The following is a 26,333-nucleotide window of genomic DNA, read 5'->3' as shown; positions in this document are numbered from 1 at the left end:
AATGACGTCGCACCGCGCCTGAGGCAGTCGGCTACGCCACCTTATTGGCTTGCGCCTCGAACGAGGCCGGTGCGGCAGCGCCGCCCGTGTAACCCAGTTCAGCGGAAATCTGACGGCTGCACGCTTGCAGACGCTCCAGATAATCCGGGATCTCGATACGGCTGATGCGCGCTTCCGGTCCCGAAATCGAGAGGGCTGCCACAACCTCACCGGACACGTCGCGCACCGGCACCGCAATGGCGACGGCGCCACTCGTGACTTCGCCCGCACTCATCGCATAGCCCTTGCGGGCGACGGCGGCGAGTTCATCCGCGAATGCCATCGCGTCGGCCGCGACCGGCACGTGCTTCATCCGCGCGAAAAACTCGTTGCGAATGGCGTCCTGCGAAAACGCGAGCAGCAATTTGCCCGACGCCCCCGAGCTGAGCGGCCGACGATTGCCGACCGAGCCGACCGAGCGCACCTGATGCGTGGTCTCGCAGCGTGCGACGCACACCGTTTCCAACCCTTCAGGCACGCGCAGCACGACGGTCTCGTTGATTGCCTGATTGAGCGTCAGCATGTGCTTCTGCGCCGCGCGTACAAGAATGTTCTGCTGCGACGCAGCCACCCCGATCACAAACGCCTGCGGGCCGAGCGCGTAGGTCGTCGTGCGTTCGTCCTGCAGCACGAAGCGGTTGTGCTCCAGCGTGCACAACATGCGATAGGTGCGTGACTTATTGATGCCCAGACGGTTGGACAACTCGGTCACGCCCAACCCAGGATGCTCCGCAACGAGCGAGAGCAGTTTCAGGGCGCTGTCGACGGAATCGACGATGTAGTTCATGGGATTTCCTTCGGGCTTGACTGCGAGCGGACCCACCGGGCGAGCGCAGCCGTGAACGTTTCCAGATGGCGCCCGAGCGTATCAAATCCTGCGTGCTTCACAAAGCGCGCTTCGTCCATGTACAACGCGCGGTTGATTTCGATTTGCAGGCTCGAACGGCGGCGGGCCGGATCGCTCACCGCCGTGAGCAGATCGCCGCCCTGATACGGCGTGTTGACCTGCACCCGATAGCCCAGTTCGCGCAGTTGATCGGCGACCCACTGCGTGAACACCGGATCGGACGTCGTGCCCAGCCGGTCGCTCACCACCATGTCGGGGCGCGCCGCACCGTCGTCCACATTCATGGCGTTACCTCGCGACTTCATCGAATGACAGTCGACGTGCCACAACGCGCCGTGACGTGCAAAAGCGTCCTGCGCCGCGTCGATCAGTGCCTGACGGTACGGCAGGTAATACGCGTCGATGCGATGACGCACCTCGGCCACCGTCAGCTTCCGGTCGTACATCGGCACGCCCGGCAAGGCGTAACGACGCAGCAGCCCCATGCCGCGCGCCGAGTACTTCTCCGGTGCAATCGGACCCGGCCAGGGCGCGTCGAGCATGTCGGCATCGATGTCGGTCACGGCACGATTGGCGTCGATATACATGCGCGGGAAGTTCGCGGCGATCAGCGTGCCGCCGTGGCGCGGCACGCACGCCCAAAGCTCGGCGACGAAGGCATCCCAGCCGGTGAGGAGCGCCTCATGCGGCACCGGCGTGTGGAAGTCGTCCGGCATGCCGACGCCGCTGTGCGGCGAGTCGAACACGATCGGCAGCGAAGCGTCGACCGCGCCCGCAGCCGGACGCGTGACGACGCACGCTTCGCTATGCGACACGCAAATGTCTGCCGACGAAACCGTTGTGAGGTTCGCGCCTCCAGCCTTGTTGTTTTCTTGCGTCACCATCAAAAATTTTTTCCGCGTTCCCACGACCGCTGTCCGGTCGAAATCGCTGCCATCGAAACTCATAAATCCTCGTTGTTTTATTTATTAAAACAACGTATTAAAAATTAAACCTCAAAAATTTGAGCCGGTCAATTGAGGAATCTGTCATCGACGCAGGAGATGGCAAATGCCCGGCTGCCAGTCATCACAAAAACCAATGCCATCAAGCATGTTTTATTGATTGAAATACAAAATTCGGCAATCCCCTCTCCTCCTGCCCGCTCGATTTTTTTCTCGTCGGTTGACGTCTCCGAAGCATCGAATCGATAATTTTCAAAACATTGTTTTAATCATTAAAACATTTGTAACAAGCCGAATTTCACACCAACACCCGGAGGGGGGATATGAAGCACAAGGCCTGGCCAATCGCTCGCGTGGCCGTCATGGGGATGGGAATGGCACTGACGGGGCTCAGCACGTCGGCGCTCGCGCAATCCAACGTCACGCTTTACGGCCTGATCGACAGCGGACTGACTTACGTCAGTAAAGTCGCGGGACCGACCGGCACCGCCACGGGCAGCCGGTTCAGCGTGGACAGCGGCGATCTCCAGCAATCGCGCTGGGGCATGAAGGGGACGGAGGATCTCGGGGGCGGCCTGAAGGCGCTGTTCATTCTTGAGGGCGGCTTTTCAGTAGCCAACGGCACGTCCGGCCAGGGCAATCTGCCGCTCGGACGCACCTCCGTCGTCGGCCTGTCCAGCCCGTACGGGACGGTGCAAATCGGCCGTCGTAAGGATTACATCGACGAGATCGCCACCTGGTATTCGAGCGTCTACAACTTCGGCGTCTTCATCAACGGCGTTCACGACAACAACCTCGACCGCGTGGGCGGCAATCGCGCCAACAACTCGATCCGTTACGACACACCGGACTTCCGCGGGCTGACCGCCAATGTGACGTACGGCTTCGGCGGCACCGCCGGGTCGATGGCCACGGGGCAATCGCTGGGCTTCGGTGCGAACTACAAGTACGGCGGCTTCGGTGTGGGCTTCGGCTACTGGCAGTCGCGTCTGGGCACGGGCACGGCGAGCACGAACACGTCGAGCGACGTGGGTGCGTCATCCGGCGCAGGCTGCGATCCGGCCTACGGCAACGCAGGCGCAGTGTGTATCCGCACGTGGATGGTCGGCACGAGCTACAAGTGGGATAAGGCGCGCGTCTACGCGTCGTGGTCGCGCACGTTGCAGCCGCTCGCACGCTTTGGCGGCACCGCCGCCCCGTTCGCCACGACGTTTACCAGCACCGCAAGCAGTGGCGCATTCGCGGCCGCCGGATCGAACAACAACGCGACGAACGTCTTCGACGTGGGCGTGAACTACTGGGTATTGCCGAATCTGGAACTGATCGGCGCAGTCCTGCACTCGCGCTACTCGTTCGTGGGCGCACCGGCGACGGGTCGTCTGCTGCAATTCAACGTCGGCCTGGACTATTTCCTGTCCAAACGCACCGACATCTACACGTACTTCGCCAACTTGCGCGCGACGGACATGTACAACCCGGGCATCACGGGTGGCGCACCGGGACGCGACGCGACGCAGAACGCCATGACCATCGGCATGCGTCATACGTTCTGACACGGCTCGGATCAAAGGTAGGAAAGCATAGGAAAGCCGCACCCTGCAACGGGGTGCGGCGGTGCTTTGCCGAACATCAGCGGGGAGGCGACTCCCCGTCGTCCCGGCAATCGCTTCCGGAACAGCGCGACGGCGCACCGCGCGCATGCGCGGCATGTCCGGACGACGTGCCCTGACGTCCGAAGCCAATCTGCTGAAAAACACCGCCACCGATTTCGAATCCGGTGGCGTAGTGATAAGCGGCAACGGTCGAACCAAGTGCCACCGACAGCAACAACAACGTACCCGTACGCCAGCGGCGTCGGACCGTGGAAGCCATGTCTCCTCCCTGTCAGAGGTCGGCCCGCTCGGAAGACGTCTGTCGCCGGTTCCCGGTGAACAGCACTCCGGCACTGCTACGTCTTGGCGGGGATCGAGTTTCCAGTCACTACTGAGTCTCGTTTTTTCGCGATTCTGCACGCATCAGCCGCGAATTGTCACCCCGGCTATCCCTAAGACCAAGCAAATATATCGCGATGTGATATATTTTTCGGTTTTCGGACACATCCCATTTCCCTGACGGCCGACTTATGACTGCACCGACTCCGCCGAACGCACCGATCACAGGTGACGCGCTGACCAAGAGCGATTTCGAAGCGCTCTCCGAGTTTCGCTATCGCCTGCGCCGCTTCCTCAATTTCAGCGAGACGGCGGCACGCGAAGGGGGCATCACGCCCCAGCAATATCTGTTGTTGCTGCACGTTAAAGGTATCCCGGGACGCGAGTGGGCGTCCATCAGTGAATTGGCGGAGCGCCTGCAAGCGGTGCACCACAGCGTAGTGGCCCTCGTCGCCCGATGCGAGAAGGCTGGCCTCGTGACTCGCCGCCAGAACGAGAGCGACCGGCGCGTGGTCGAGGTGCATCTCTCGCCGACCGGCGAAGCCTGCCTCGCGAATCTCGCTGCGCAGCACCGCAACGAATTGAGCACGTTTGCGGACATCTTCCACATTCGTGGCGTTCATCTGTAATTCCCAGGACTGTCATGGCATCCGCTTCTCAACCTGCTTCTCAACCGACTTCTCAGCCGACTTCTCAAGCTGCGTCGACGCAAGCGTCGAGTGCCCATCACTCACCGCTCGCGCCCATGGCCTTGCCGGAACACGCCCGCGACTTCGCACGTGCGCCGGGACTGCCACGCCTCATCGCACTGGCCGCCGTCATCGGCTTTTGCGGCGTACCCGCCGCCTGGTTGCTGCTGAACCTGATTCAGGGCTTCACCAACCTCTTCTTCTATCAAACGCTCTCGTTCGCCCCACGCTCGCCTGCGGGCAACACGCTCGGTGCCGTGGTTATCGTGCTGCCGGTCATCGGCGGTCTGATCGTTGGCGCCATGGCGCGCTTCGGCAGCGACAAGATTCGCGGCCACGGCATTCCGGAAGCGATCGAAGCGATTCTCTTCGGCAAGAGCAAGATGTCGCCGCGCGTGGCCGTGCTCAAACCGTTGTCGTCCGGCATCGTGATCGGCAGCGGCGGACCGTTCGGCGCGGAAGGTCCGATCATCATGACGGGCGGGGCCATCGGCTCGCTCATCGCTCAGTACTTCCACCTAAGCGCCGCCGAACGCAAGACGCTGCTCGTAGCCGGTGCCACGGCGGGCATGACCGCCGTGTTCGGCACGCCGGTCGCGGCCGTGCTGCTCGCTGTCGAACTGTTGCTGTTCGAATGGCGCCCCCGCAGTCTTCTGCCGGTGATCGTGGCGTGTGCCGTCGCCGGTTTTGCGCGTCCGTTGCTGCTCGAAGCCGGGCCGCTCTTCCCGATGACGACGCCCGCCGTCTCCCCGATTGCGCTGGTGTCATGCGTGATCGCGGGCGTGTGCGCCGGGCTGCTGTCGGCCGGGATGTCGCGCGCGCTTTACGCCATCGAAGACGCCTTCCACAAGCTCCCCGTGCACTGGATGTGGTGGCCAGCCATCGGCGGCCTCGCCGTAGGCATCGGCGGCTATCTTGAACCGCGCGCGCTGGGTGTGGGCTATGACGTGATCGCCGACCTGCTCGCCGGTCATTTCACGCTGCATGCGGCAGCGGCGCTGCTGCTCGTCAAGGCGCTGATCTGGGCGATTGCGCTCGGCTCGTGCACCTCCGGCGGCGTGCTGGCCCCGCTGCTCATGATCGGCGCAGGTCTGGGGACGTTGCTCGCACCGATTCTGCCCGGCGGCGACATCACCTTGTGGGCGCTCGTGTGCATGGCTGCCACCCTCGCGGGCGTGCTCGGTGCCCCGCTCACGGCCATCGTCTTCGCGTTGGGACTCACGCACGACGTCAATGCGCTGCTGCCTTTGTTGCTCACCTGTGGCGTGTCGTATGGCGTAACGATCTGGATCATGCCGCGCTCGATCATGACGGAGAAGATTGCGCGGCGCGGACGTCACATTCATCGTGAGTATGGCGTCGATCCGCTGGAACGCCTTCACGTCGGCGAGTTGATGACGCGCGAGCCGGAAGCGCTTGTCGCCGATATGACCATCGAAGAAGCGGCGCAACGCGCCTTTGGGGTGACGCAACGTCACCGCGCTTATCCGGTGATCGACGCATCGCGCGCCGTGCTCGGCATGGTCGATCGTCAGGCGCTCACGCGGGCACAGGAACAAGGTCTGCAAACACTGGGCCAGCTATACGGCGTGAATCCGCCGCTCGTCGCCCTGCCGTCCGAAACCGGACGCATCGTATCGGCCCGCTTCGCCGCGCACCATCTGGAGCGTCTGCCGGTGGTGAGCGACGCCACCTCGCGCAAGCTCATTGGCATCATCAGCCGCAGCGACCTCGTCAAACCGGCCGAACACTGGCGCTCGGAAGAGGAAGTGCGCGAACGCATGCTGCACCTCGGACGCAAACGTCGCTAAGCATCGCCGCACGCATGCGTTAAGCGCCGGGCGCGCGTCAGCACCATTGACGCGCGCCCGGCCGTTGATCCACCATCGGGGCTTCCTCCCACCGAATGCGCACCGGCGCGTGCGCCTCTGCCCGATGGCGACGACCCGATCCTCCAAAGCTTCGTCTTCCACAACAACGCGGTCCCAAGCCCCTGACGCGCGCATTCGCATTGGCGTCGGCGGCTGGAACTTCGCGCCGTGGCAAGGCTCGTTCTATCCAGAGAAGTGGCCCAAGCGACGTGAGCTCGAATACGCGAGCCGTCACCTCACGTCCATCGAAATCAACAGCACCTTCTACGGCTCGCAAAAGCCCGCAACATTCCGCAACTGGTTCGACGAAACGCCGGACGATTTCGTGTTCTCGGTCAAGGCGTCGCGCTACGCCACGCACCGACGTGTGCTGGCGGAAGCCGGTGAATCCGTGGCGCGATTTTTCGACACCGGTGTGCTGGAACTCGGCAAGAAGCTTGGCCCGGTGAACTGGCAGTTCGCGCCGACGAAACAGTTCGACGCCGAGGACTTCGAGCATTTCCTGAGCCTGTTGCCGACGTCCGCAAACGGGCACACGATTCGCCACGCCCTGGAGGTCCGCCACGAGACCTTCGCCGTGCCCGAGTTCGTCGCGCTCGCACGCAAGTACAAGATGGCCATCGTGCTCGCCGGAGACGCCAAGTTTCCGTGCATCGCCGACGTCACCGCGCCCTTCGTCTATGCACGCCTCATGGGCACCGAGGAACGCTACAAGCTCGGCTACGCCCCGAAAGCCATGACGCAGTGGCTGGACCGCGCGACCACGTTCGCGAACGGCGGCGTTCCGGACGATCTCGATACAGTGGCCAAAGCCCCACCGAAGGCAAAGCATCGCGACGTCTTTCTCTATGTCATCAGCGGCTTCAAGGAACGTAACCCGGCTGCGGCAATGGCGATGATCGAGACCCTCGCCAAGCGAAAATAAGACGCCCATAGAAAAAGCGGCGCACAAAGCGCCGCGTCGGTACAGCCACTGCTACGGTCAATCGATCAGTCGCATACGCTTCGCGCGTCAGTGCATCGCGGCCGAGTTGCGTGCCTCGCTGGCGTTCTGTGCCGGGCGGTTGCCGTTCGAACGCTCCCATGCGTTCTTGGCAAGCAGCGCGATGGTCGCGATCACGGCCGGAATCGCCAGCAACGAGAACGTGGCCGAAAAGCCAAGGTGACGACGCACCAGCTCTGCGCCGAGCAACGCACCGGCAATGCCCCCGAAGCGGCCGATGCCGAGCATCCAGGCCACACCGGTCGCGCGACCGTTCGTCGGATAGAACATCGCCGCCAGCGACGGCATGGACGATTGCGCACCGTTCATTGCCGTGCCCGCGAGGAAGATCAGCGTCACCAGCATGCCGATGTTGCCGATCGCCTGCCCGACGGCATAGACCAGCACAGCGGTCACCGCGTAGCCCACGGCCACGACCTTCTGCGCGTTGAACTTGTCCATCAGCCAGCCCGACAGGATCGTGCCGATGCCGCCGCCGAGCGGGAACAATGCCGTGATCAGCGCGGCGCGCTCGATCGTGAAGCCCGCATCCTTGAACAGAATCGGCATCCAGCTCGTGAGCAGGTAGAAGATCACCAGCCCCATGAAGTAGGTGACCCACAGCATCAGCGAACCGAAACCGTATTGCTTCGACAGCACCACCCCCATCGCCGATCCGGCGCGCTTCGGTGCGGCTTCCACCACGGTGAATGCGCCAACGTCATCGAGCGATTCGCCCGAGATGCGCGACAGAATGCGACGCACACGCTCCACCGGCTTCTGCTTGACCACAAGAAACTTCACTGACTCCGGCAGGCAAACGATCAGCAGCACCGACAGCACCAGCGGCAGTACGCCACCGAGCACCAGCACGCTATGCCAGCCGAAGTGCGGAATCAGCCACGAAGCGACGAACCCGCCGACCGATGCGCCCAGCGGAAAGCCACAGAACATGGTGTTGACGATCACCGCACGGCGCGCTTCCGGCGCGTACTCGGAAATCAGCGTCACCGCATTGGGCATGGCCGCGCCCAGACCGAGGCCCGTGAGAAAACGCAGCACAGTCAGTGTCTGGAGATCTTGTGCGAACGCCGTCGCGAGACTGGCGATGCCAAAGAACACCACGGACAGCACGAGCATCGTCTTGCGACCGACCTTGTCGGCGAGCGGCCCGGCGAAGATCGCGCCACCGGCCAGACCGAAGAGCGCCGCCGAAAGCACCGGGCCGAGCGAGCCCTTGTCAATGTGCCATTGCTGCACCAGCGACGGTGCGATGTAACCGATGGCCGCCGTGTCGAATCCGTCGATGGCCACGATGAAGAAGCACAGGATCAGCACCAACCACTGATAGCCGGAAAATCGCTGTGCGTTAATGTAGGCGGGCACGTCCACCGTGCGCGGTTGATTCATGACGCTGTCTCCTCGGGGCGATGCCGCCCCGTTGTTCATTCCATTATTTTTTTGAAATCGTCGCTGCCGGTGCGCACCCAGGTGTCGGGGGTGGTGCGCATAACAATGAGCGGGGTGTCCGGCCCGATGGCTGCCCGCCGTCTTGATGCGGCATTGCAGCGAAGCGGATTTCTGCCGCTAATGTACGTCCTTACCTTGCCTGTCGAAATGATCTTTCGTCAAGCCATCCATAACGGGCAGTTATGGATGGCTTGAGGCGCGCCACGCTCAGGCCAGCGGCAACCCGACGTAATTCTCTGCCAGCATGAGCGACGCGGCGCGCGAGCTGACCACGTACTCCAGCTCCGAGCGCTGCATCTGCTGTTCGAACGGCGTGGCATCGTCGATCCGGTGCAGCATGCGCGTCATCCAGTACGAGAAATGCTCCGCACGCCAGATGCGCTTGAGCGCCGCCTCGGAATAGCCTTGCAGTGCGGTTTCACTGTCGCGATGAAAGAAGTCGTCGAGCGCACGCGCCAGACGCCACACGTCAGCCACCGCCAGATTCATCCCCTTCGCGCCGGTCGGCGGCACGATGTGGGCGGCGTCGCCCGCCAGGAACAGACGTCCGTATTGCATCGGCGTCGCCACGAAGCTGCGCATCGCGACCACGTTCTTCTGGAAGATCGGCCCTTCCTTGAGACGCCAGCCATCGTCGCTCTCGGTACGCGCATGCAGTTCTTCCCAGATGCGCGCGTCGCTCCACTCCTCGGCGCGCTCATTCGGATCGCACTGGAAGTACATGCGCTGCACCGTCGGCGAGCGCGTGCTGATCAGGGCGAAGCCACGCTCGTGCGCGGCATAGATCAATTCATCCGACGACGGCGGGGCCTCAACCAGCACCCCGAACCAGCCGAACGGATACACGCGTTGGTATTCCTTGCGCACCGACGCAGGCATGGCCGGGCGGCAGACGCCGTGGAAGCCGTCGCAGCCTGCGATGAAGTCGCACGCGAGTCGACGCGGCTGACCATCCACCGTGAATTGCACACTCGGTTGCGTGCTATCGATGTTGTGCACCGAGACGTCGGACACGTCGAACAGAATCTCGCCCTGCGCCGCTTCTCGTGCCGCAATCAGATCCTTGATGACTTCGTGCTGCGCATAGACGGTGATCGCACGGCCGGTCAGCTCTGTGAGCGCGATGCGGTGACGCTGCCCGCCGAACGCCAGCTCGACACCGTGGTGCACCGCGCCTTCGCGACGCATGCGCTCGCCCACGCCGGTCTCGTTCAGGATATCCATCGTGCCTTGCTCCAGCACACCGGCACGAATGGTCGATTCGACGGCTGCACGCGAGCGCGATTCGAGCACGATGGACTCGATGCCTTGCAGATGCAGCAGATGGGACAGCAGTAGACCGGCAGGACCGGCACCGACGATGACGACAGGGTAATGGGTGCGCATGAGTTGTCTCCTTTCATTGCACCGCCCGCGTCCGGCACACCTGCGCCGGACATCTCGTGACAGGAAAACTGCCTGTCGGCGGATTGCATTTCTTGGATGCTTCACGCCGACCGCCCCAACTTAGGACTGCGCGTAAACGAGCATGTCCGAAGTCATTTTGATGCCTTGTCACGAGGGGCGAATGCGTCATATCTTATGGAGCGCGCACGTCGCGTTGAATGGATGAATCGACGACTTTCTTGTACTTTTTCGACAACTTCGACCAAGGGAAAACCAGTATGTCAGGCGCGTCATCCCGGCTGCGCGCGGCGCGCGAGACGATTCCGGAATTCTCCTTGTATGGCGAGTTGACCGAAACCGACAGCGGCGACTTCGTCCATATCGAATGGATCGAGACACGCAGCCGCCTTTACGACTGGCATATCGATACGCATCGCCATCTGGGGTTGTTTCAGGTGCTCGCGATTTTCGAAGGCACGGTGGAAGCTAACGTCGACGACGCGACGTGGGAAGTCGAGGGCCCGGCCGTCATCACGGTGCATCCTTCAGCCGTGCACAACTTCCGCTTCTCGCGCGGGGCACACGGCTTCGTGCTCACAATGGCGCAGAGCGTGCCGTTCGATGCCGCCATCGGGGCGGACGCCGACATGGCGTCGCTGCTGCGAAAGCCGTGGCTATTCCCCCTGGCCGACGCGCCGCAGACACGCGACCGTCTCTACACGCTGCTGGGCCTCATCATGGATGAGTTCTCGCGCCCGCAATTGGGGCACGCGGAGATGGTCGGATGGCTCACGCGCAGCGTTCTGCTATTGCTAGCTCGTCTGCACGCGCATCACGATTCGGCCACGCGCACGGGGCGTACCGAACTGGATCTGTTCGCTCGCTTTCGCGCATTGGTGGAGGCGCACTACACCGAGGCGTGGGCTGTCCCGGCGTATGCAGAACGGCTACATGTGACGGAGAGCAAGCTCAACCGTCTGTGCCGACGCATCTCGGGAAAATCGGCGTTCGATCTGGTGCAGGACCGGTTGATGCTGGAGGCGCGGCGCAAGCTGATCTACATCCCCGCGCCGGTCTCCCACGTCGCCTACGAACTGGGGTTTCAGGACCCGGCCTACTTCTGCCGCGTGTTTAAGCGGCATGTCGGCGTCACGCCGTCGGCCTTCCGGCGAACGGCGCAACACGCGCATCTGGGCGACGAATCCGATCTTGCGTCGGATCTCGTCACCGCCATCGCCGAATAGTCACCAAAGTCACGCACGCAGGAAGGTCAGCAACGCCTCGGTGACCGCCGGTGCACACTCGATGTTCGAGAGGTGTGCGCCCGGCACGATGACCTGCTTCGCGCCCGGAATGCGCTCGACCATCGCCGTGGACATCGCAGGCGGCGTCGCCAGATCGCCCGAGCCGGTAACGACCAGCGTCGGCGCAGTGATCGCAGCGATCTCGTCCAGCTGATTCATGTCGCGCACCGCCGCGCAAGCGGCCGCATATCCGGCGGGTGCGAGCGAGCGGAACATCGCTTTCATGCGTTCGACGGTCGCCGCCTCGCGCTCGGCGAATTCGGGCGTGAACCAGCGCGAGACCACGGCGTCTGTCACGGCGTTCATGCCGTCGGCCTGCACGGCGCGAATACGGCCGTTCCACACGTCTTCCGCCCCGATGTGCGCCGACGAGCAAACGATGGCGAGACGATTCAGACGCTGCGGCGCGTGAATGCCCAGCCACATGCCCGTCATGCCACCCATCGACACGCCCGCGAGGCTGGCACGCTCGATGTCCAGCGCGTCGAGCAACCCAACGACATCGCGCCCCAACTGGTCGATGACGTATGGTCCCGGCGTGACGGACGAGCCGCCATGCCCTCGCGTGTCATAGCGAATCACGCGGAACTCGCGCGCGAGCGCGGGCACTTGCGGCGCCCACATGTCGAGCGTCGTGCCCAGCGAGTTGGACAACACCAGCGCAGGCGCATGGTCATCGCCATCGATGGCGATACGCAACTGGGCATCACCCACGTCGATCAGACGTTCTACCGTCATTTGCTTCGTCTCCTCAGGCGGTCTTATCGTCACCCACGTCGGGCACGCGCGTGGTCGATCCCGGCTCGGCGGCTTCCATTTCCGCGAAGACCTTCTCGGCATCGTGAATCGCCTGATTGGCGGCGGGCAGCCCGGCGTACAGCGCAGCGTGCATGAACAGTTCCTTCATCTCCTCGCGCGTCACGCCGTTGTTGAACGCTGCGCGCACGTGCATGCGGAATTCGTCGCCGCGATTGAGCGCGATGAGCAGCGACAGCGTGATCATGCTGCGCATATGGCGCGTCAATCCCGGGCGCGTCCAGATATCGCCCCAGGCGAAGCGCGTGATGAAGTCCTGAAAGTCTTCGTTGAAGTCGTTGCGGCGCGTGAGCGTGCGGTCGACGTGCGCGTCGCCAAGCACACCGCGTCGCACTTGCATGCCGTTGTCGTAGCGTTCCTGATCGTTCATTTGGATGTCCTGCCCTGTTGGGTTGACGGCACCGCCGCATCTGCGAGCGCAAGCACCTGACTCACGAACGTATCGGCAGCGCCAAGATAGTGTTGTGGGTCCGTCAGGCGTTCAAGCACCTCGACGGACAACACGCGGGTGATCTCGGTGTCTTCACGCAGGACGTCGAGCAAGTGACGCTGCTGCGCGAGCGCATCTCGGCAACGCGCTTCCACGCGACGATGCGCTTCGAGCCGGCCCATCGATTCGCCCAGCGCCATCGTCACGGCTTCGGCCATGATAAGCCCGTGCGTGACGTCGAGATTGGCGCGCATGCGTGCCGTGTCGACCGTCCAGTCGTTCACGAGTGTGCGTGCCGTCGCCAGCGCGCCGCCGCACAACATGAGCAGCTCGGGCAGCGTTTCCCACTCTGCGTGCCAGGTGCCCAGCCCGCGCTCATGGTCCTGCTGCATGGCCGAGAACAGCGTGGCGACGAGTTGCGGCGTGCGTGCGGCAGCCGCGAGGATGGCCGCGCAGCCGACCGGGTTGCGCTTGTGCGGCATGGTGGACGAGCCGCCCCGCCCCGCACCGGAAGCTTCGGCGATCTCGCCGACTTCCGTTTGCGTCAGCAGCGCCGTGTCGCGGGCGAACTTGCCGAGCGAGCCGGTGAGCGTCGCCGCCCAGCTCCCCACTCTTACGATGCGATCGCGCTGGCCGTGCCACGGCGTCGCGCCTTCGGACAGACCGAGATGGCGTGCGAGCGCCGCCGCGACGGCCGGACCTTGCGTGCCAAGCGACGCCAGCGTGCCCGCTGCGCCACCGAACTGCACACAGAGCACCTGTTCGCGCACGCTGGCGAGGTCGGCACGCGCGCGCAACAGCGCGTCGAGCGTACCGGCGAGTTTGAGACCGAAGGTGATCGGCAACGCGTGCTGAAGCCACGTACGGCCGATCATGACCGTCGCGCGGTGATGCCGGACCTGCTCGGCGAGCGTAGCGATCAGCGCGTCGAGATCCGCACCGAGGTCGTCGAGCGCACCGCGCACTTGCAGGATAAGACCGGTATCGATGGCGTCCTGACTGGTCGCGCCCCAATGGACGAAGCGGGCGGCATCGGCGTCGTGCGTCTTCACGCGCGCCGTCAGTTGCTTGACCAGTGGAATGGCGAGGTTGCCCGCGCAGGCGGCGGCGTCGCGCAAGGCCATCCAGTCGAGATCGCCCGCACGGGCGGCCACAGTGATCGGCGCGACGGCGGCGGCCGGGATCAGGCCGACTTCGGCTTCGGCGGCGGCGAGCGCCACTTCGAAGTCGAGCATGCCCTGCAATGTGGCGTCGCGGGAGAATCGCGCCGACACGGCAGCGCCGCGCAGTAGAGAGTCAAGCAGTTCCGTCATCAGAGAATTCGATGCGTTGCAACAATGCAGATACGGCCACGGGCTGCCGGCATTCGCATGCCGGCAGCCCGAAGCCGCGCCAGATTCAGCGTGACATGACAGACGTCAGAGGTCGAGGAACACCGTCTCCTCGTCACCCTGCATGCGAATGTCGAACCGGTACGACACACGCCCGCCGTTCACTTCACGGCGCGCAATCAGCGTGTGACGGCGCTCGGCCGGCACTTGTTGCAGCACGGGGTCGGCCGCATTGGCCGCTGCCTCATCGTCGAAATAGATACGCGTAAACAGATGATTGAGCAAGCCCCGCATCGTCAGAATCACGTCGATGCGCGGTGCGTCGCCCTGCGCAGCCGCGCCAGGCTTGACCGTTTCGATGACGAAGCGGTTCTCGGCGTCGGTCCCCGTGCCGCAACGGGCCGCGCCCGCGAAACCGGTGCGCTCGATGTCTTCGGCGGTCTCGACGTAGCGACCGTGGGCGTCCGCCTGCACGATTTCGATGAGGGCGTCGTTGACCGGATTGCCCGCACCGTCGAACACCTGCCCGATCAGGCGGATGTGCTCACCTTCGGCGCGGTCCGTGGCGACCACCGGCGTGAAAGCGCTCTTGAAGTCATACAGGTACTGCTCCGGCGACAGGCCATAAGCGAAGTACGGGCCGACGGTCTGCGACGGCGTTTGCTTGAATTCGGGAGTAGTCGACATGGCTCAGGACTCCATCGGCGTTTGGTCGGCACCGCGCAGGACGATGTCGAATTCGTAACCCAGTGCGTACTCCGGCTCGGTGATGTCCATCGAGAAGCGCGCGATCAGGCGGTCGCGGGCGTGGGCCGGCGTCGCTTCGAAGATCGGGTCGTAGGCGAGCAGAGGATCACCCGGGAAGTACATCTGCGTGACCAGACGGGTCGCAAAGTAATGGCCGAATACCGAGAAGTGCAGATGCTGAGGACGCCACGCGTTGTGGTGGTTCTTCCACGGATACGCGCCCGGCTTGATCGTCAGGAATTTGTAGCGGCCTTCGGCGTCGGTCATGGCGCGCCCGGCGCCGAGGAAGTTCGGGTCGAGCGGCGCGTCGTGCTGGTCGACCTTGTGCACATAGCGCCCGCACGCATTGGCCTGCCACAGCTCCACGAGCGTGTTCGGCACCGGACGCCCGCCTTCGTCGAGCACGCGGCCCGTGACGATCATGCGCTCGCCCAGCGGCTCGCCGTTGCGCACCGCATTACGCGTGAGGTCGTTGTCGAGCGCACCGATGATGCCGTTGCCATAAACCGGCGAGCGCAGGTCGGCCAGATTCTGCTTCACCGGCACGAGCAATTGCTTGGGGCCGCGCAGCGCCGTGGACTTGTACCCGCTGTCGATGAGCTTGGGATGCGAATCCCAGTCGCGGGGGCGCAGGACGGTTGTCGTCTTCGACATGGTCTCACTCCATTTTGTGTTGACTGATCTGGCAGGCACGTTGGCCGGTCGCCAGCTTGTTTTCGACACTATATCCATAATCAACGGATATATTTATTGACATTTTCTTAGGCTTTTCATAACTTTTCGGCATGGAAAGACATCTACTCGACGGACGCATCAAGCTGCGTCATCTGCAATGCCTGCTGGCCGTCGCCCAGCACGGCAGCTTGCAGCGCGCGGCGGAAGCCCTGTCCATTACGCAGCCCGCCGTTAGCAAGACGATTGCCGAGCTGGAAGGGTTGCTGGGCGTGCGTCTGTTCGACCGTGGCCGTAACGGGGCCCGCCCCACTGCACAAGCCGAGCTGTTCCTGCGCCATGCAGGGGCGAGCGTCAGTGCGTTGCGTCAGGGCATCGACGTGCTGTCGCGTGCCGTCGGCCAGACTGGCGGCGTGATCGAGATCGCCGTGCTGCCCACGCTCGCGGCGGCGATGATGCCCGGCGTGCTCGAAGCGTTTCGACGCGAATGGCCGGGCATCGTCGTGCAGGTGCATACCGGCGCCAACCAGCAACTCCTCACGCAACTGAAGTCCGGTCAGGTCGCGCTGGCGCTGGGGCGGATGTCCGACCCCGAAGGCATGGCCGGGCTGACGTTCGAACATCTGTGCGCCACGCCGCTGTGCGTCGTCGTGCGGCCCGAGCATCCGCTGGTGCAGCAGCGCAGCGTGTCGATGGCGGACATCGCCCACCATCACGTGATCCTGCCGCCGCACGGCACGATCCTGCGTCACACGGCGGACAGCTTTCTGCGTGCGCACGGCGTCGGCACGCTCGACGACTATTCCGAACTGCTTTCGATGTCGCTCGCCCGCGCGATGACCTTGCGCGACGACGTCGTCTGGATCGCCTCGGAGATCACCGTGCAGGACGACCTCGCCGACGGCGCACTGTGCGCCCTGCCCTTCGCGACGAAAGGCACCGAGGAGTCCATCGGCATTCTGTGGCGCAACGACACCGTGCCCACGCCGCCCGGGCAGACGCTCATCAGCGCCATGCGCGAAGCTGCGCGCGTGCGTTACGGAATGCCGGGGTTGCGCTGACGACATCTCGGCTCACACCTCGGCGGCGGCCATTGTGTTCGACACGGCCGCCAGCCCGAGCATGCCCACGGCGTTGTCCTTAAGCAGCAGCGGTTTGACCTCGTCGCGAAAGCCCGCCGTCTCGAAGTCCTTCAGCCAGCGGTCCGGTGCGATGAGCGGGAAATCCGAGCCGAACAGCATCTTCTCGCGCAGCAGCGAATTCGCGTACTGAATCAGCTCTGGCGAGAAGTACTTGGGCGACCATCCCGACAGATCGATGTAGACGTTCGGCTTGTGAAGCGCGATGGACAGTGCCTGCGATTGCCACGGCCACGACGGATGCGCGATCACGATGTTCATGTTCGGGAAGTCGGTCGCCACGTCGTCGAGGTGGATCGGCTCCGAGTACTTCAGCCGCAACCCACCGCCGCCCGGCATGCCCGAGCCGATCCCCGAATGCCCGCTGTGGAACACCGCCGTGAGTTTGTGCTCGGCGATGAGTTCGTACATCGGGTACGCCATGCGGTCGTTGGCGAAGAAGCCCTGCATCGTCGGATGGAACTTGAACCCGCGCACACCGAATTCCTCCACCAGCCGACGTGCCTCACGCACACCCATCTTGCCCTTGTGCGGATCGATGCTCCCGAACGCGATCATGATGTCAGCGTTCTCCTGCGCGAAGCCCGCGATCTCCTCGTTCGGAATGCGGCGTCGGCCGATGTTCGCTTCGCAATCGACGGTGAACATCACAAAACCGATATTGCGCTCACGGTAATGCGCGATGGTCTCGGGAATCGTGGGACGGCGGTTCTGCTTGAGCACCGTACCGAAGTACTTGTCGGCGGCGTCGTCGAACGCCTTGCCGAACAGGTCCGGTGGCTGACAGCAGGACACTTCCGCGTGCACGTGCGTGTCGATGGCGACGAGATTGTCTAGGTTCATTCGGCGGTCTCCGGATCCTGAATCTGCGATGCAACGATCGCCATCGCGCGATGCGTCTGCGGCAGTTCGAACTTCAGCCAATAGCGTGCGGCGCGGCGTTTGGCGTCGGAAGGGATGCCCGCCGCGACCTCCGCTATCGAGGCCTGCGCCCAAAGCCCGGCCATCGACAGGCCATGTATCGCCTGCATGACTTCCCCTGCGACGCACAGCGCGGCACGCGGCGTCGCGCGCGCCAAAGCGATGAGCGAGGGCATCAGGTCGGTCCACGTATCGAAGCCGTGAAGAGCGTCGTCGAAGCCATTCAGTCGTTCGAGCGCCCGCGCTTCCCTTACCTGCGCCTGCCCCCACGCCAGCCAACGCGACAGCGTCACGCCCTTGTCTTTGACGATCTTGCGCATCAGCAAATCGATGGCCTGAATCTCGTTGGTGCCCTCGTAGATCATCGGAATGCGCGCGTCTCGCACGAATTGCGAGATGCCCGTCTCTTCGACGTAGCCATAACCGCCGAAGACTTGCAGCGCATCGCTTGCCCCATGAAATGCCTGCGCCGTGGCGGTGGCTTTGACGATGGGCGTGAGCAGCGCCGCGAGCGCATCGGCATCGGCGCGCATGGCCGAGGTGGCCGCGTGATGGGCTTCGTCGATGGCAAGCGCTGCGCGATACAACAGCAAGCGCGCGCCCTCCACGCCGACACGCTGCCCTTCGAGCAGACGCCAGACGGCCGGATGCCCGGCAATCGGCGTCCCGGCGTCTGCGCCCGGCACACGAGATTGGGCACGCTCATGCGCATGACGCACCGACATCTCGTAAGCGCCCTGCGCCAGCCCCACCGCCGACGCACCGACATGCAAACGTGCCGAGTTCATCATCGCGAACATCGCCTCCAGTCCGCGATGCACTTCGCCGACGAGATACCCCGTCGCACCTTCGAACGCCATCGAACAGGTCGCGCTGCCACGAATGCCCATCTTGTGTTCGATGCCGGTGCAGCGCACTTCATTGCGCTCTGCGTTGGCGAGAATCTTCGGCACCAGAAAGAGCGATAAACCGGCGCTGCCTGCTGGTGCATCCGAAGTACGCGCCAGCACCAGATGCACGATGTTCGGCGTCAGATCTTGCTCACCGCCGGAGATGAAGATCTTTTCCCCCGTAACGCGCGCAGTCTCCTGTTGCTCGTCGGCCCAGACCGCGCGCGTACGAATCTGTCCCAGATCGCTGCCCGCGCCCGGCTCCGTCAGACACATGGTCGCCAGCCACTCGCCGCTGACCAGCGGCGCGAGCCACGCGTCGCGCAATGCTGCGCTGCCGAAGCGGTGTACGCACTCAAACGCGCCGTGCAGAATGCCGGGGTACATCGTCCAGGCGAGATTCGCGCCCGCCGTCAGTTCCTGCACGGCGATCTGTGCGACGAGCGGCAATCCTTGCCCGCCCAACGACGGATCGCACGGCAGCGACGGCCAACCCGCGTCGCGATACTGACGGTAAGCGTCGGCGAACCCCGCAGGCGTGCTCACTACACCGTCGCGCCAAGTGCAGCCCTCGCGGTCGCCGACAGCATTCAGTGGGGCAAGCACCTCACGCGAGAAGCGAGCCGCCTCGTCGACGACCTGCACGAGCGTGGCCGTATCGAATTCCTGGAACGGTGCGAGCCGCATCAGCGCCTCGCCTACCCCGAGTGTCTCCAGCACGAACGCGATGTCATCGGCCGCGCTGCGCAACTCCGGTGAATGCATGACGGTGACCTATCGACGTGCGGGCGCAAGGATCACGCGTGGGTCGCCTGCGGTGGCGGCGTGGAGCAAATCCACCGTCGCGGACCGATGGTCTTGCACCGCGCGCTGATTGATCGAGCCCTTGTCCGTCACCTCGCCTCTGTCGAGCGACGGCGGCGTGTCGAGCAGCAGCAGACGGGCGACGCTCGTGGCGCTGCCGCTCGCGTTGGCATTGAGCTGCGTCAGGAGCGACGCGAACATCTCGCGCACCGGCGTCGACGCCAGCACGTCGGCCAGCGGCGCATCCGCCGGCAAACCGCTCAGTCGACGGCAATCGTCCACGCGCGGGAAGATCATCAAGCCGATATCGTCGCGATTGATGCCGGTGACCACGGCGTCCTGCACGTACGGTGCGCCTTCGGAGATCACGCGCGCGCGCAGCGGTCCCACGCTGACGAAGGTGCCCGAGCTGAGCTTGAAATCCTCGGTGATGCGACCGTCGAACTGAAGACCCGCCTCAGGGTCTTGCGCATCGACGAAGGTCGCGGCGTCGCCCGTGCAGTAGTAGCCCTCTTCGTCGAAGACCGGGTCCGACGCTTCGTGACGCCAGTACCCCGCCATGACGTTCGGACCGCGAAAACGCACTTCGAGCTTGCCGCCCACCGGCGCGAGCTTCACCTCGCACCCCGGTGCGGGCAGACCGATGTAGCCTGCGCGCATGACCGGTCCCGTGGTGAACATGCAACTCGGCGACGTCTCCGTCATCCCGAGACCGGACATGATGCGAATCCGCTCGCCGCAATGCGTTTCGGTCACACGTTCGAGCCGGTCCCACGCCGCTTGCGACAATCCCGCTCCGCCGAAAAAGTAGAGATTCACACGAGCGAAGAAGCGCTCGCGCAGGGCCGCGTCGCGCTCCAGCGCAATTGCCAGGTCTTCCCAGCCCTTGGGCACATTGAAGTAGACGGTCGGGGAGATCTCGCGCAGGTTGCGCAGCGTCTCCTCGAACTTACCCGCGACGGGCTTGCCGTCGTCGATGTAGAGCGTGCCGCCGTTGTAGAGCGCGATGCCCACGTTGTGACTACCGCCATACGTGTGATTCCACGGCAGCCAGTCGACGAGCACGGGCGGCGCCTCGCCGAACGTCGGGAAGGTTTGCAGCAACATCTGCTGGTTGCTGCACAGCATGCGTTGCGTCGTCGGCACGGCCTTCGGCTGACGAGTCGAGCCCGACGTAAAGAGAATCTTGGCGACGGTATCGCCGTTCACCTTCGCGTGTACGGCATCGATGTCGCGCGGCACCACGTCCGCCAGCGTGTCGAACGACACGGTGCCGAGATCGCCGTGTGCCGTGACGCGAATCACCTCGTCGCTCAGCACAGCGTCCATCGCGCGCCCGTAAGCCGTCGCATCGCTCGCATACACGAGGCCCGGCTTGAGCAGACCCAGCGTGTGACGCAGCTTGCCGTAGTCCGTCGACACGATGGAGTACGCTGGCGAAATCGGAGCAAACGGTACACCCGCGTACATCGCGCCCAGCGCGAGTTGGAAGTGTTCGAGATCGTTGCCCGAGAGAATGGCAATGGGCCGCTCCGACGACAGGCCCCGGTCGCGCAAGGCCTGTGCAATGGCGCGCACGCGCAACAGCATCTGCGCATAGGTGATGCCGACCCACTCGCCTTGCGCGTCACGGCGAGCAACGAGCCACCGCGTCGGATGCTTCGCTGCGCCCGACACGAGCCGATCGGTCAGACGTTCGGGAAAATCGCCCAGCGCCTCACGCGAGCGCAGATACCAGAACTCGCCGTCGCGCTGCACTTCGACACCGGGATTGCCGATGGCGACATGCCGGTAGCGATGCCCGGCCACATTGTTGCCTTGATTCAACACACTGTCTCCTGCTGGGGCTCTGCCCTCTGGGTCCTGCACTCGCCCGGCACGACGCGCTTTTGTTCTCTGGGCAGCGTTCGTGCGCGGGGATCAGATCGGATAGTGACGCGGTGTCGTCTGCACGGTGATCCAGCGCAGCTCCGTGAATTCGCCGATGGAGGCCTTACTACCGAAACGTCCGTAGCCGCTCGCCTTCACGCCGCCGAACGGCATCTGCGCTTCGTCGTGCACAGTCGGGCCATTGATGTGGCAGATGCCCGATTCGATACGTTTGGCCAGTTGCAGGGCGCGCGAGACATCGCGACTGAAGATCGCCGCCGACAGACCAAACTCGCTGTCGTTCGCCACGCGCACTGCTTCGTCGTCATCGCTCACACGATGAATCGTCACCACCGGGCCGAACGACTCCTCGCGATACAGGCGCATCGCAGGCGTCACGCCATCGACAATCGTCGCCTGCATGATGGCGCCGTCGACGCGGCACCCGAGCGGCAGACTCGCACCGTGTTCGCGCGCGTCCTCGACCAACGCCGCGACACGCGACGCCGCCTGCGCGCTCACCATCGCACCGAGCACGCTATCGGGCGACGTCGGCGAACCGGCGTGCAGCTTGGCGGCCTTCGCCGTCAGCTTCTCCACGAACGCATCGGCAATGCGTGCGTCGACAATCACGCGCTCCGTCGACATGCAGATCTGCCCTTGATTGAAGAACGCACCGAAGGCGACGCCATCGACGGCGGCATCGAGATCGGCATCGTCCAGCACCAGCACGGGCGCTTTGCCGCCCAACTCCAGCAACGCAGGCTTGAGATGCTCGGCCGCCAGACGCGCGATGATGCGGCCGACGTGCGTCGAGCCAGTAAAGTTCACGCGACGCACTGCCGGATGCGCGATCAGACGCGCCACGATGTCGCCCGCATCCTGAGGTGCATTCGTCACGACGTTGACGACACCGTCGCCAAGACCTGCTTCATGCAGGCAAGCACCGATCAGCGCATGCACGCCGGGACATTGCTCCGACGCCTTGAGCACCACGGTATTGCCGCAAGCGAGCGGCATGGCTAGCGCACGCGTCGCCAGAATCACCGGCGCATTCCACGGTGCGATGCCAAGCACCACGCCGACTGGCGAGCGCACGGCCATTGCGAGACTGCCGGGCACGTCGCTCGGAATGACGCTACCGTCGATCTGCGTGGTCATCGCCGCCGCTTCGCGCAGCATGTTGGCGGCAAGCATGACGTTGAAGCCGTACCAGTTCGCCATCGCGCCGGTCTCGGCTGCGCCAATCGCGATGAACTCTGCCGCGCGGGCGTCCATGCGCTCGGCCGCCGCCAGCAGACGCTGACGGCGCGCCGTCGGAGAGAGCGCCGCCCACGCCGGGAACGCGGCCTGCGCGGCATCGACGGCCGCATCGGCGTCGGCCAGCGTGGCCGCCGGGGCGCGCGTCGCCACGTCACCCGTCACCGGATCGATTCGCTCGAACGTCGCCCCGCCTTGCGCGCCGCGCCACTGGCCGCCAATCAGCATCTGCACTTCATGCATCGCAGTCTTCCTCAGTGTTCAACGCTTGTAGGCTTGCAGGCCCGGCTTGATCGACTTGTCGTCAAGGAACTGCTTCAGACCCTGTTCGCGGCCATGCTCCGGATCGCGCAGTTGGGCCTGATCGAGCTTGGCGTACAGGTAGTCTTCGCACTGCTCCCACGTGAGTTCGCGCGAACGCTTGAAGCCGTGCTTCGCCGCACGCAGCACCACTGGGTTCTTTTCGAGCAGCTTGGCCGCGAGCGCCAGCGTGGCGGCACGCAATTCGGCAAGCGGCACGCTCTGATTGACGAGGCCCATATCGGCAGCTTCACGGCCAGTGAACGTGTCGCCCGTCATGATGTAATGCAGCGCGCGACGGTGACCCACGGTGTCGGCCATGGCCTTGCTCACCAGATTGCCCGGCGGAATGCCCCAGTTGATTTCCGACAGACCGAACACGGCGTCATCGGCAGCAATCGCCAGATCGCACGCCACCAGCGGCGAGAAGCCGCCGCCGAAGCACCAGCCGTTGACCATCGCGATGGTCGGCTTGGCGTACATGCGCAGACGACGCCACTGCCAATCGGACGCGTCGCGACGAATGCGTTCCTGCACGATTTCCGGTCCGCCGTCGATCTCGCGGAAGTATTCCTTCAGGTCCATCCCCGCCGTCCACGCTGCGCCTGCGCCCGTCAGCACGACAACACGCGCGTCGCTATCGAGTTCGAGCGCGTCGAGCACCTGGTTCATCTCGGTGTTCAACGTCGGGCTCATGGCGTTGCGCTTGTCCGGACGATTGAAGGTCACCCAGCCAATGCCGCCCTCCACCTTCACGTCGACCGTCTTCCAGCGTCCTTCGTATGCATTCATTTTGCGTAATTCCCAAATGTCCGGGGCAACCGGACCGCGCGCCGGGAGTGGTGCGCGGCGTTGCCGACAGACACAATTTAATATCAGGTTACCTTACATTGCAAGCGCGACGACTTCAGGGGAAACCCTGAAGATCGATCCGCGCTTGCGATCAGAACGTGTGACGCATGCCGAGCATGACGCCCGCCTGCCCCTCGCCTGCGGGCGGCGTGGTGCCGCCACCGCCACCGCTGACCGAATAGGCCGCGCGGGCGCTGTTGAAGAGGTAGGCGGCCTGTGCATAGACAGCCGTGCGCACGGAGAGCGAGTACGTGGCGCGCAGCGTTGTCATCGTGCCGCGCGTATCGTGGTCGCTGTTGATGATGCGATAGACCTCGGCGTCGACCAGCCAGGCGGGCGTGACGCTGTACGCCGCGCCGAGATAGAACAGGTTCGAATGCGTGTTGACGGCAGACGTCGACACGCGACGTCCCAGCCAGCCGCCGCCGACCTTGAGGGCGCCGTACTTGTAATACGCACCGAGGGTGGTGCGCGTGTCCTTGTCGCCGCTGCTGGTGAAGGCGGAGGTGGCTTGCCCATCGAAGAAGTTGGCCGCCGCGTTGGTGCCGCCGCGCTGCTCTTCATACGACGCCGCCACGCCGAAGTTGCTCGCGTCGTACTTCAGCATGACCGACCAGTCGCGACACTGCACCGACTGACCCGGCACTTGTCCGGCGCAGGTGCCCTGCCCCGGCGAATTGCCGGTGCCTGCCGAGTCGCGACCGAAGGAGTAGCCTGCGCCGAACGTCAGGCCCTGCCAGCCGACCTGATACGTCACCGAGTTGTCGGTGCGGGCGTTCGGGATGTAGGCGTCGAACGACCCCATGCCGTAGATGTCCGGGCCGAGAATGTCGGAGCCCAGCAGCGCGTAGTACGTCATGGTGTATTGGCGACCGAACGACAGCGTGCCATACGGTCCCTTCACACCCACGAACGCCTGACGGCCGAACAAACGACCGCCTTGTCCGAGATCGCCGCCACGAATATTGAAGCCGCTCTCCAGTTGGAAGATGGCCGCAAGTCCTCCGCCGAGGTCTTCGCTGCCGCGCAGCCCCCAGCGCGACGGCAATTCGCCGGTCACGCCGGGCATACGCACGACCGAGCCGTTCGGGCTCGCATGCGAGACGTACTCGATACCGGTGTCGACGATGCCGTACAGCGTGACGCTCGACTGCGCGCTGGCAATGGCCGGTACCGCCAATGCGGCGAGCGCCGCGAGTGGCGCAAGCGTGTGACGTGAAATGCGAAAAGCCATGAAAGTCTCCAAATTATTGATGTCGTTATGTGTGCTACGTGAATCAGGCGATGCATCCGGCGGTGCGCCAGAAAAAACGCGACGGCGGCCTTCGCATGCCGTCCGTCGCGCACAAGCGAGGCCGAGTCGAGTCAACCTTTCGGGCCAACTCGTGAAGCGAACTCAGTCGGCCGCGCGGGGACGACGGATCAGCGTGAGTGCCGCAAGCGCGGCCACGATCGTCACGGGAATGCTTGCGCCGATCACCACCGCAGCGCTGCTGCCCACCGCGAGCAACATGCCAGCGGCGAGCGGGCCCACCACGGAGCCGATGCGACCGATGGCAACCGCTGCGCCCACGCCGGTGCCACGCATGGCTGTCGGGTAATAGGCGGCGGCAAGCGCGTAGAGCACCGACTGGCCGCCGATGATGAACATGCCAGCAAAGAATGCTGCCGCAGCCAGCACACCGAAACCATGTGCGGCGGCCAGACCGACGAGCGACGCGATCATGCCGAGATACATGCCGCCGATCACGAACGACATGCGCGCGCGGTCCATCAGATAGCCCAGTCCCAGCACGCCGACAGCGCTCCCCACGTTGAAGAGAATCTGCACCCAGCCGATTTCGCCACGTGCAAGGCCGCGCGACCCCATCAGCGACGGCAACCAGTTGAGCAGGAAATACAGCACGATCAGCGTGCAGAAGTAGGACAGCCAGAGCTGCACCGTCGAGAGGCCGCGCCCTTCGGAGAACAGCACCGACATCATCGGCGCAGGCGTGGCGCGTTGTCCTTGCGACGTCGCCGCTGCGAATGCACGCGACTCCGGCAGGAACCAGGCGAGCAACGGCAGGAGCAGGATCGGGCCCAGGCCGCCGACGTAGAAGATGTGCCGCCAGTCGGCGTCGCTTACCGCCAGCATGCCGATGGTCGCCGCGATACCGCCTCCCAGCGGAATGCCGCAATACATGATGCTCACGGCCGTGCCACGCAGACGCGGCGCCACCGCCTCTGACGACAGTGCAATCAGGTTCGGCATCGCGCCGCCCAGCCCGACGCCCGTGAGCATGCGCACGATCACCAGCATCCAGAAATCCGATACGAACGCGGTGGCGATCGACAACACACCGAAAAGCGCTGCACTCAGCATCAGCACGCGCTTGCGGCCGATGCTGTCGGCGAGGCGTCCGCCCACCATCGCGCCCGGCAACAGACCAAACGTGCCCGCCGAGAACGCAATGCCCATCTGCGCCACGCTCAGGCCGAACTCCTTGGACATGCCACGCGCCGCCACCCCGACCGACTGCAAGTCGAGTCCTTCGAGCAACGCCACCGCGAAGCACAGCGCGAGTGTCAGCGCGACGGAATTCGTCGCACTACCGACGCCGCCGGTTCCGTCATCTCCCAACGGCAGCGCCTGCGCGCCGCCCTCCCGATTCGATTTCATGGTGTCTCCTGTCATCTTCTTTATGGATGTCGGTTGCCACCCCGCACGGTCCACCGACATCGGCAACGAACGCGTATTACACAACCATTTAATCAGGTAACCTGATATTAAAGGCGCACATACGACGGACGTGACAACGCCGCGAGAGCGTTGCATCGCTTTCGTCTTACCGGGTCA

At 64.2% G+C, this 26,333-nt stretch carries 23 protein-coding genes; 6 read left to right on the top strand and 17 right to left on the bottom strand.

The window, feature by feature from the left end:
• Positions 1 to 31: 31 nt before the first annotated feature.
• Positions 32 to 826 (bottom strand): IclR family transcriptional regulator, encoded by a 795-nt coding sequence (locus NTU39_RS06375; protein ID WP_150665254.1) that lies wholly within the window; start codon positions 824 to 826, stop codon positions 32 to 34.
• Positions 823 to 1,770, bottom strand: a complete 948-nt coding sequence (locus NTU39_RS06370; protein ID WP_150665255.1) for an N-formylglutamate amidohydrolase — start codon at positions 1,768 to 1,770, stop codon at positions 823 to 825. The genes NTU39_RS06375 and NTU39_RS06370 overlap by 4 nt, the downstream gene beginning before the upstream one ends.
• A gap of 383 nt (positions 1,771 to 2,153) precedes the next feature.
• On the opposite strand from NTU39_RS06370, the gene NTU39_RS06365 reads away from it, so the two are divergent.
• The gene (locus NTU39_RS06365; RefSeq protein WP_246184643.1) at positions 2,154 to 3,383 is read left to right on the top strand and encodes a porin; all 1,230 of its coding nucleotides are present in this window, start codon (positions 2,154 to 2,156) and stop codon (positions 3,381 to 3,383) included.
• A 76-nt stretch (positions 3,384 to 3,459) separates the two neighbouring features.
• On the opposite strand, the gene NTU39_RS06360 is transcribed toward NTU39_RS06365, so the two are convergent.
• Positions 3,460 to 3,702 (bottom strand): hypothetical protein, encoded by a 243-nt coding sequence (locus NTU39_RS06360; protein ID WP_039400430.1) that lies wholly within the window; start codon positions 3,700 to 3,702, stop codon positions 3,460 to 3,462.
• 250 nt (positions 3,703 to 3,952) lie between these two features.
• Between NTU39_RS06360 and NTU39_RS06355 the strand changes: the two genes are divergently transcribed.
• The 3 genes from NTU39_RS06355 (at position 3,953) to NTU39_RS06345 (ending at position 7,246) form a co-directional block, all read left to right on the top strand.
• Positions 3,953 to 4,390 carry a MarR family winged helix-turn-helix transcriptional regulator gene (locus NTU39_RS06355; RefSeq protein ID WP_150665256.1) on the top strand — a complete coding sequence of 146 codons (438 nt, stop codon included), beginning with the start codon at positions 3,953 to 3,955 and terminating at the stop codon, positions 4,388 to 4,390.
• 116 nt (positions 4,391 to 4,506) lie between these two features.
• The gene (locus NTU39_RS06350) at positions 4,507 to 6,261 is read left to right on the top strand and encodes a chloride channel protein (RefSeq protein ID WP_150665327.1); all 1,755 of its coding nucleotides are present in this window, start codon (positions 4,507 to 4,509) and stop codon (positions 6,259 to 6,261) included.
• Positions 6,262 to 6,385: 124 nt separating this feature from the next.
• Positions 6,386 to 7,246, top strand: a complete 861-nt coding sequence (locus NTU39_RS06345; protein WP_257959517.1) for a DUF72 domain-containing protein — start codon at positions 6,386 to 6,388, stop codon at positions 7,244 to 7,246.
• Between the two features lie 87 nt (positions 7,247 to 7,333).
• Here NTU39_RS06345 and NTU39_RS06340 read toward each other — a convergent pair whose 3' ends face one another.
• The gene (locus NTU39_RS06340; RefSeq protein WP_257959516.1) at positions 7,334 to 8,713 is read right to left on the bottom strand and encodes an MFS transporter; all 1,380 of its coding nucleotides are present in this window, start codon (positions 8,711 to 8,713) and stop codon (positions 7,334 to 7,336) included.
• A gap of 267 nt (positions 8,714 to 8,980) precedes the next feature.
• Entirely contained in the window at positions 8,981 to 10,159 is a 1,179-nt protein-coding gene (pobA, locus tag NTU39_RS06335) for a 4-hydroxybenzoate 3-monooxygenase (RefSeq protein ID WP_150665259.1), read from the bottom strand.
• 278 nt (positions 10,160 to 10,437) lie between these two features.
• On the opposite strand from pobA, the gene NTU39_RS06330 reads away from it, so the two are divergent.
• Positions 10,438 to 11,403 carry a helix-turn-helix domain-containing protein gene (locus NTU39_RS06330; protein WP_257959515.1) on the top strand — a complete coding sequence of 322 codons (966 nt, stop codon included), beginning with the start codon at positions 10,438 to 10,440 and terminating at the stop codon, positions 11,401 to 11,403.
• 9 nt (positions 11,404 to 11,412) lie between these two features.
• On the opposite strand, the gene pcaD is transcribed toward NTU39_RS06330, so the two are convergent.
• The 5 genes from pcaD to pcaH all read right to left on the bottom strand — a co-directional run bounded on the left by pcaD (position 11,413) and on the right by pcaH (position 15,441).
• The gene (gene pcaD / locus NTU39_RS06325) at positions 11,413 to 12,201 is read right to left on the bottom strand and encodes a 3-oxoadipate enol-lactonase (RefSeq protein WP_150665261.1); all 789 of its coding nucleotides are present in this window, start codon (positions 12,199 to 12,201) and stop codon (positions 11,413 to 11,415) included.
• Positions 12,202 to 12,214: 13 nt separating this feature from the next.
• Complete coding sequence (gene pcaC, locus NTU39_RS06320; RefSeq protein ID WP_150665262.1) at positions 12,215 to 12,649, bottom strand: 4-carboxymuconolactone decarboxylase; 435 nt, start codon at positions 12,647 to 12,649, stop codon at positions 12,215 to 12,217.
• Entirely contained in the window at positions 12,646 to 14,022 is a 1,377-nt protein-coding gene (locus tag NTU39_RS06315) for a 3-carboxy-cis,cis-muconate cycloisomerase (RefSeq protein ID WP_150665263.1), read from the bottom strand. The genes pcaC and NTU39_RS06315 overlap by 4 nt, the downstream gene beginning before the upstream one ends.
• A 105-nt stretch (positions 14,023 to 14,127) precedes the next feature.
• Positions 14,128 to 14,727, bottom strand: a complete 600-nt coding sequence (gene pcaG / locus NTU39_RS06310) for a protocatechuate 3,4-dioxygenase subunit alpha (RefSeq protein ID WP_150665264.1) — start codon at positions 14,725 to 14,727, stop codon at positions 14,128 to 14,130.
• Positions 14,728 to 14,730: 3 nt separating this feature from the next.
• Positions 14,731 to 15,441: a protocatechuate 3,4-dioxygenase subunit beta gene (pcaH, locus tag NTU39_RS06305; protein ID WP_150577561.1), complete on the bottom strand. Its 711-nt coding sequence runs from the start codon at positions 15,439 to 15,441 to the stop codon at positions 14,731 to 14,733.
• Positions 15,442 to 15,572: 131 nt separating this feature from the next.
• Here pcaH and pcaQ point away from each other — a divergent pair, with 131 nt between their 5' ends.
• A complete protein-coding gene (gene pcaQ, locus NTU39_RS06300; RefSeq protein ID WP_257959514.1) occupies positions 15,573 to 16,520 on the top strand; it encodes a pca operon transcription factor PcaQ in 948 nt (315 codons plus the stop codon).
• A gap of 12 nt (positions 16,521 to 16,532) precedes the next feature.
• On the opposite strand, the gene NTU39_RS06295 is transcribed toward pcaQ, so the two are convergent.
• The 7 genes from NTU39_RS06295 to mhpT all read right to left on the bottom strand — a co-directional run bounded on the left by NTU39_RS06295 (position 16,533) and on the right by mhpT (position 26,156).
• Positions 16,533 to 17,441: an amidohydrolase family protein gene (locus tag NTU39_RS06295; protein ID WP_257959513.1), complete on the bottom strand. Its 909-nt coding sequence runs from the start codon at positions 17,439 to 17,441 to the stop codon at positions 16,533 to 16,535.
• Positions 17,438 to 19,174: an acyl-CoA dehydrogenase family protein gene (locus NTU39_RS06290; RefSeq protein WP_150665267.1), complete on the bottom strand. Its 1,737-nt coding sequence runs from the start codon at positions 19,172 to 19,174 to the stop codon at positions 17,438 to 17,440. Before NTU39_RS06290 ends, NTU39_RS06295 begins: the two co-directional genes overlap by 4 nt.
• Positions 19,175 to 19,183: 9 nt before the next feature.
• Positions 19,184 to 21,040, bottom strand: a complete 1,857-nt coding sequence (locus NTU39_RS06285) for a feruloyl-CoA synthase (RefSeq protein WP_257959512.1) — start codon at positions 21,038 to 21,040, stop codon at positions 19,184 to 19,186.
• A gap of 93 nt (positions 21,041 to 21,133) precedes the next feature.
• Positions 21,134 to 22,585: an aldehyde dehydrogenase gene (locus tag NTU39_RS06280; protein ID WP_257959511.1), complete on the bottom strand. Its 1,452-nt coding sequence runs from the start codon at positions 22,583 to 22,585 to the stop codon at positions 21,134 to 21,136.
• 18 nt (positions 22,586 to 22,603) lie between these two features.
• Positions 22,604 to 23,434, bottom strand: a complete 831-nt coding sequence (locus NTU39_RS06275) for a p-hydroxycinnamoyl CoA hydratase/lyase (protein ID WP_150665270.1) — start codon at positions 23,432 to 23,434, stop codon at positions 22,604 to 22,606.
• A gap of 151 nt (positions 23,435 to 23,585) precedes the next feature.
• Positions 23,586 to 24,728: a porin gene (locus tag NTU39_RS06270; protein ID WP_150665271.1), complete on the bottom strand. Its 1,143-nt coding sequence runs from the start codon at positions 24,726 to 24,728 to the stop codon at positions 23,586 to 23,588.
• 162 nt (positions 24,729 to 24,890) lie between these two features.
• On the bottom strand, positions 24,891 to 26,156 hold the full coding sequence (mhpT, locus tag NTU39_RS06265) for a 3-(3-hydroxy-phenyl)propionate transporter MhpT (RefSeq protein ID WP_246184644.1): 1,266 nt from the start codon (positions 26,154 to 26,156) through the stop codon (positions 24,891 to 24,893).
• Positions 26,157 to 26,333: the final 177 nt, after the last annotated feature.

This window comes from Pandoraea commovens (assembly GCF_024704525.1).
Taxonomy (GTDB): Bacteria; Pseudomonadota; Gammaproteobacteria; order Burkholderiales; family Burkholderiaceae; genus Pandoraea; species Pandoraea commovens.
Note: the sequence above shows the minus strand (reverse complement) of the source record. Positions and strands in the feature narration are given on the sequence as shown.

Bases quoted from the DNA above. Each gene is read 5' to 3' on its own strand.
- NTU39_RS06275 (WP_150665270.1), bottom strand. From the start codon at position 23,434: ATGAATGCATACGAAGGACGCTGGAAGACGGTCGACGTGAAGGTGGAG.
- NTU39_RS06340 (WP_257959516.1), bottom strand. From the start codon at position 8,713: ATGAATCAACCGCGCACGGTGGACGTGCCCGCCTACATTAACGCACAG.
- NTU39_RS06370 (WP_150665255.1), bottom strand. From the start codon at position 1,770: ATGGTGACGCAAGAAAACAACAAGGCTGGAGGCGCGAACCTCACAACG.
- pcaC (WP_150665262.1), bottom strand. From the start codon at position 12,649: ATGAACGATCAGGAACGCTACGACAACGGCATGCAAGTGCGACGCGGT.
- NTU39_RS06345 (WP_257959517.1), top strand. From the start codon at position 6,386: ATGGCGACGACCCGATCCTCCAAAGCTTCGTCTTCCACAACAACGCGG.
- NTU39_RS06375 (WP_150665254.1), bottom strand. From the start codon at position 826: ATGAACTACATCGTCGATTCCGTCGACAGCGCCCTGAAACTGCTCTCG.
- NTU39_RS06365 (WP_246184643.1), top strand. From the start codon at position 2,154: ATGAAGCACAAGGCCTGGCCAATCGCTCGCGTGGCCGTCATGGGGATG.
- pobA (WP_150665259.1), bottom strand. From the start codon at position 10,159: ATGCGCACCCATTACCCTGTCGTCATCGTCGGTGCCGGTCCTGCCGGT.
- pcaD (WP_150665261.1), bottom strand. From the start codon at position 12,201: ATGACGGTAGAACGTCTGATCGACGTGGGTGATGCCCAGTTGCGTATC.
- NTU39_RS06330 (WP_257959515.1), top strand. From the start codon at position 10,438: ATGTCAGGCGCGTCATCCCGGCTGCGCGCGGCGCGCGAGACGATTCCG.
- NTU39_RS06290 (WP_150665267.1), bottom strand. From the start codon at position 19,174: ATGCATTCACCGGAGTTGCGCAGCGCGGCCGATGACATCGCGTTCGTG.
- NTU39_RS06295 (WP_257959513.1), bottom strand. From the start codon at position 17,441: ATGAACCTAGACAATCTCGTCGCCATCGACACGCACGTGCACGCGGAA.
- NTU39_RS06280 (WP_257959511.1), bottom strand. From the start codon at position 22,585: ATGCATGAAGTGCAGATGCTGATTGGCGGCCAGTGGCGCGGCGCGCAA.
- NTU39_RS06270 (WP_150665271.1), bottom strand. From the start codon at position 24,728: ATGGCTTTTCGCATTTCACGTCACACGCTTGCGCCACTCGCGGCGCTC.
- NTU39_RS06360 (WP_039400430.1), bottom strand. From the start codon at position 3,702: ATGGCTTCCACGGTCCGACGCCGCTGGCGTACGGGTACGTTGTTGTTG.
- pcaH (WP_150577561.1), bottom strand. From the start codon at position 15,441: ATGTCGAAGACGACAACCGTCCTGCGCCCCCGCGACTGGGATTCGCAT.
- mhpT (WP_246184644.1), bottom strand. From the start codon at position 26,156: ATGAAATCGAATCGGGAGGGCGGCGCGCAGGCGCTGCCGTTGGGAGAT.
- NTU39_RS06350 (WP_150665327.1), top strand. From the start codon at position 4,507: ATGGCCTTGCCGGAACACGCCCGCGACTTCGCACGTGCGCCGGGACTG.
- NTU39_RS06355 (WP_150665256.1), top strand. From the start codon at position 3,953: ATGACTGCACCGACTCCGCCGAACGCACCGATCACAGGTGACGCGCTG.
- pcaQ (WP_257959514.1), top strand. From the start codon at position 15,573: ATGGAAAGACATCTACTCGACGGACGCATCAAGCTGCGTCATCTGCAA.
- pcaG (WP_150665264.1), bottom strand. From the start codon at position 14,727: ATGTCGACTACTCCCGAATTCAAGCAAACGCCGTCGCAGACCGTCGGC.
- NTU39_RS06315 (WP_150665263.1), bottom strand. From the start codon at position 14,022: ATGACGGAACTGCTTGACTCTCTACTGCGCGGCGCTGCCGTGTCGGCG.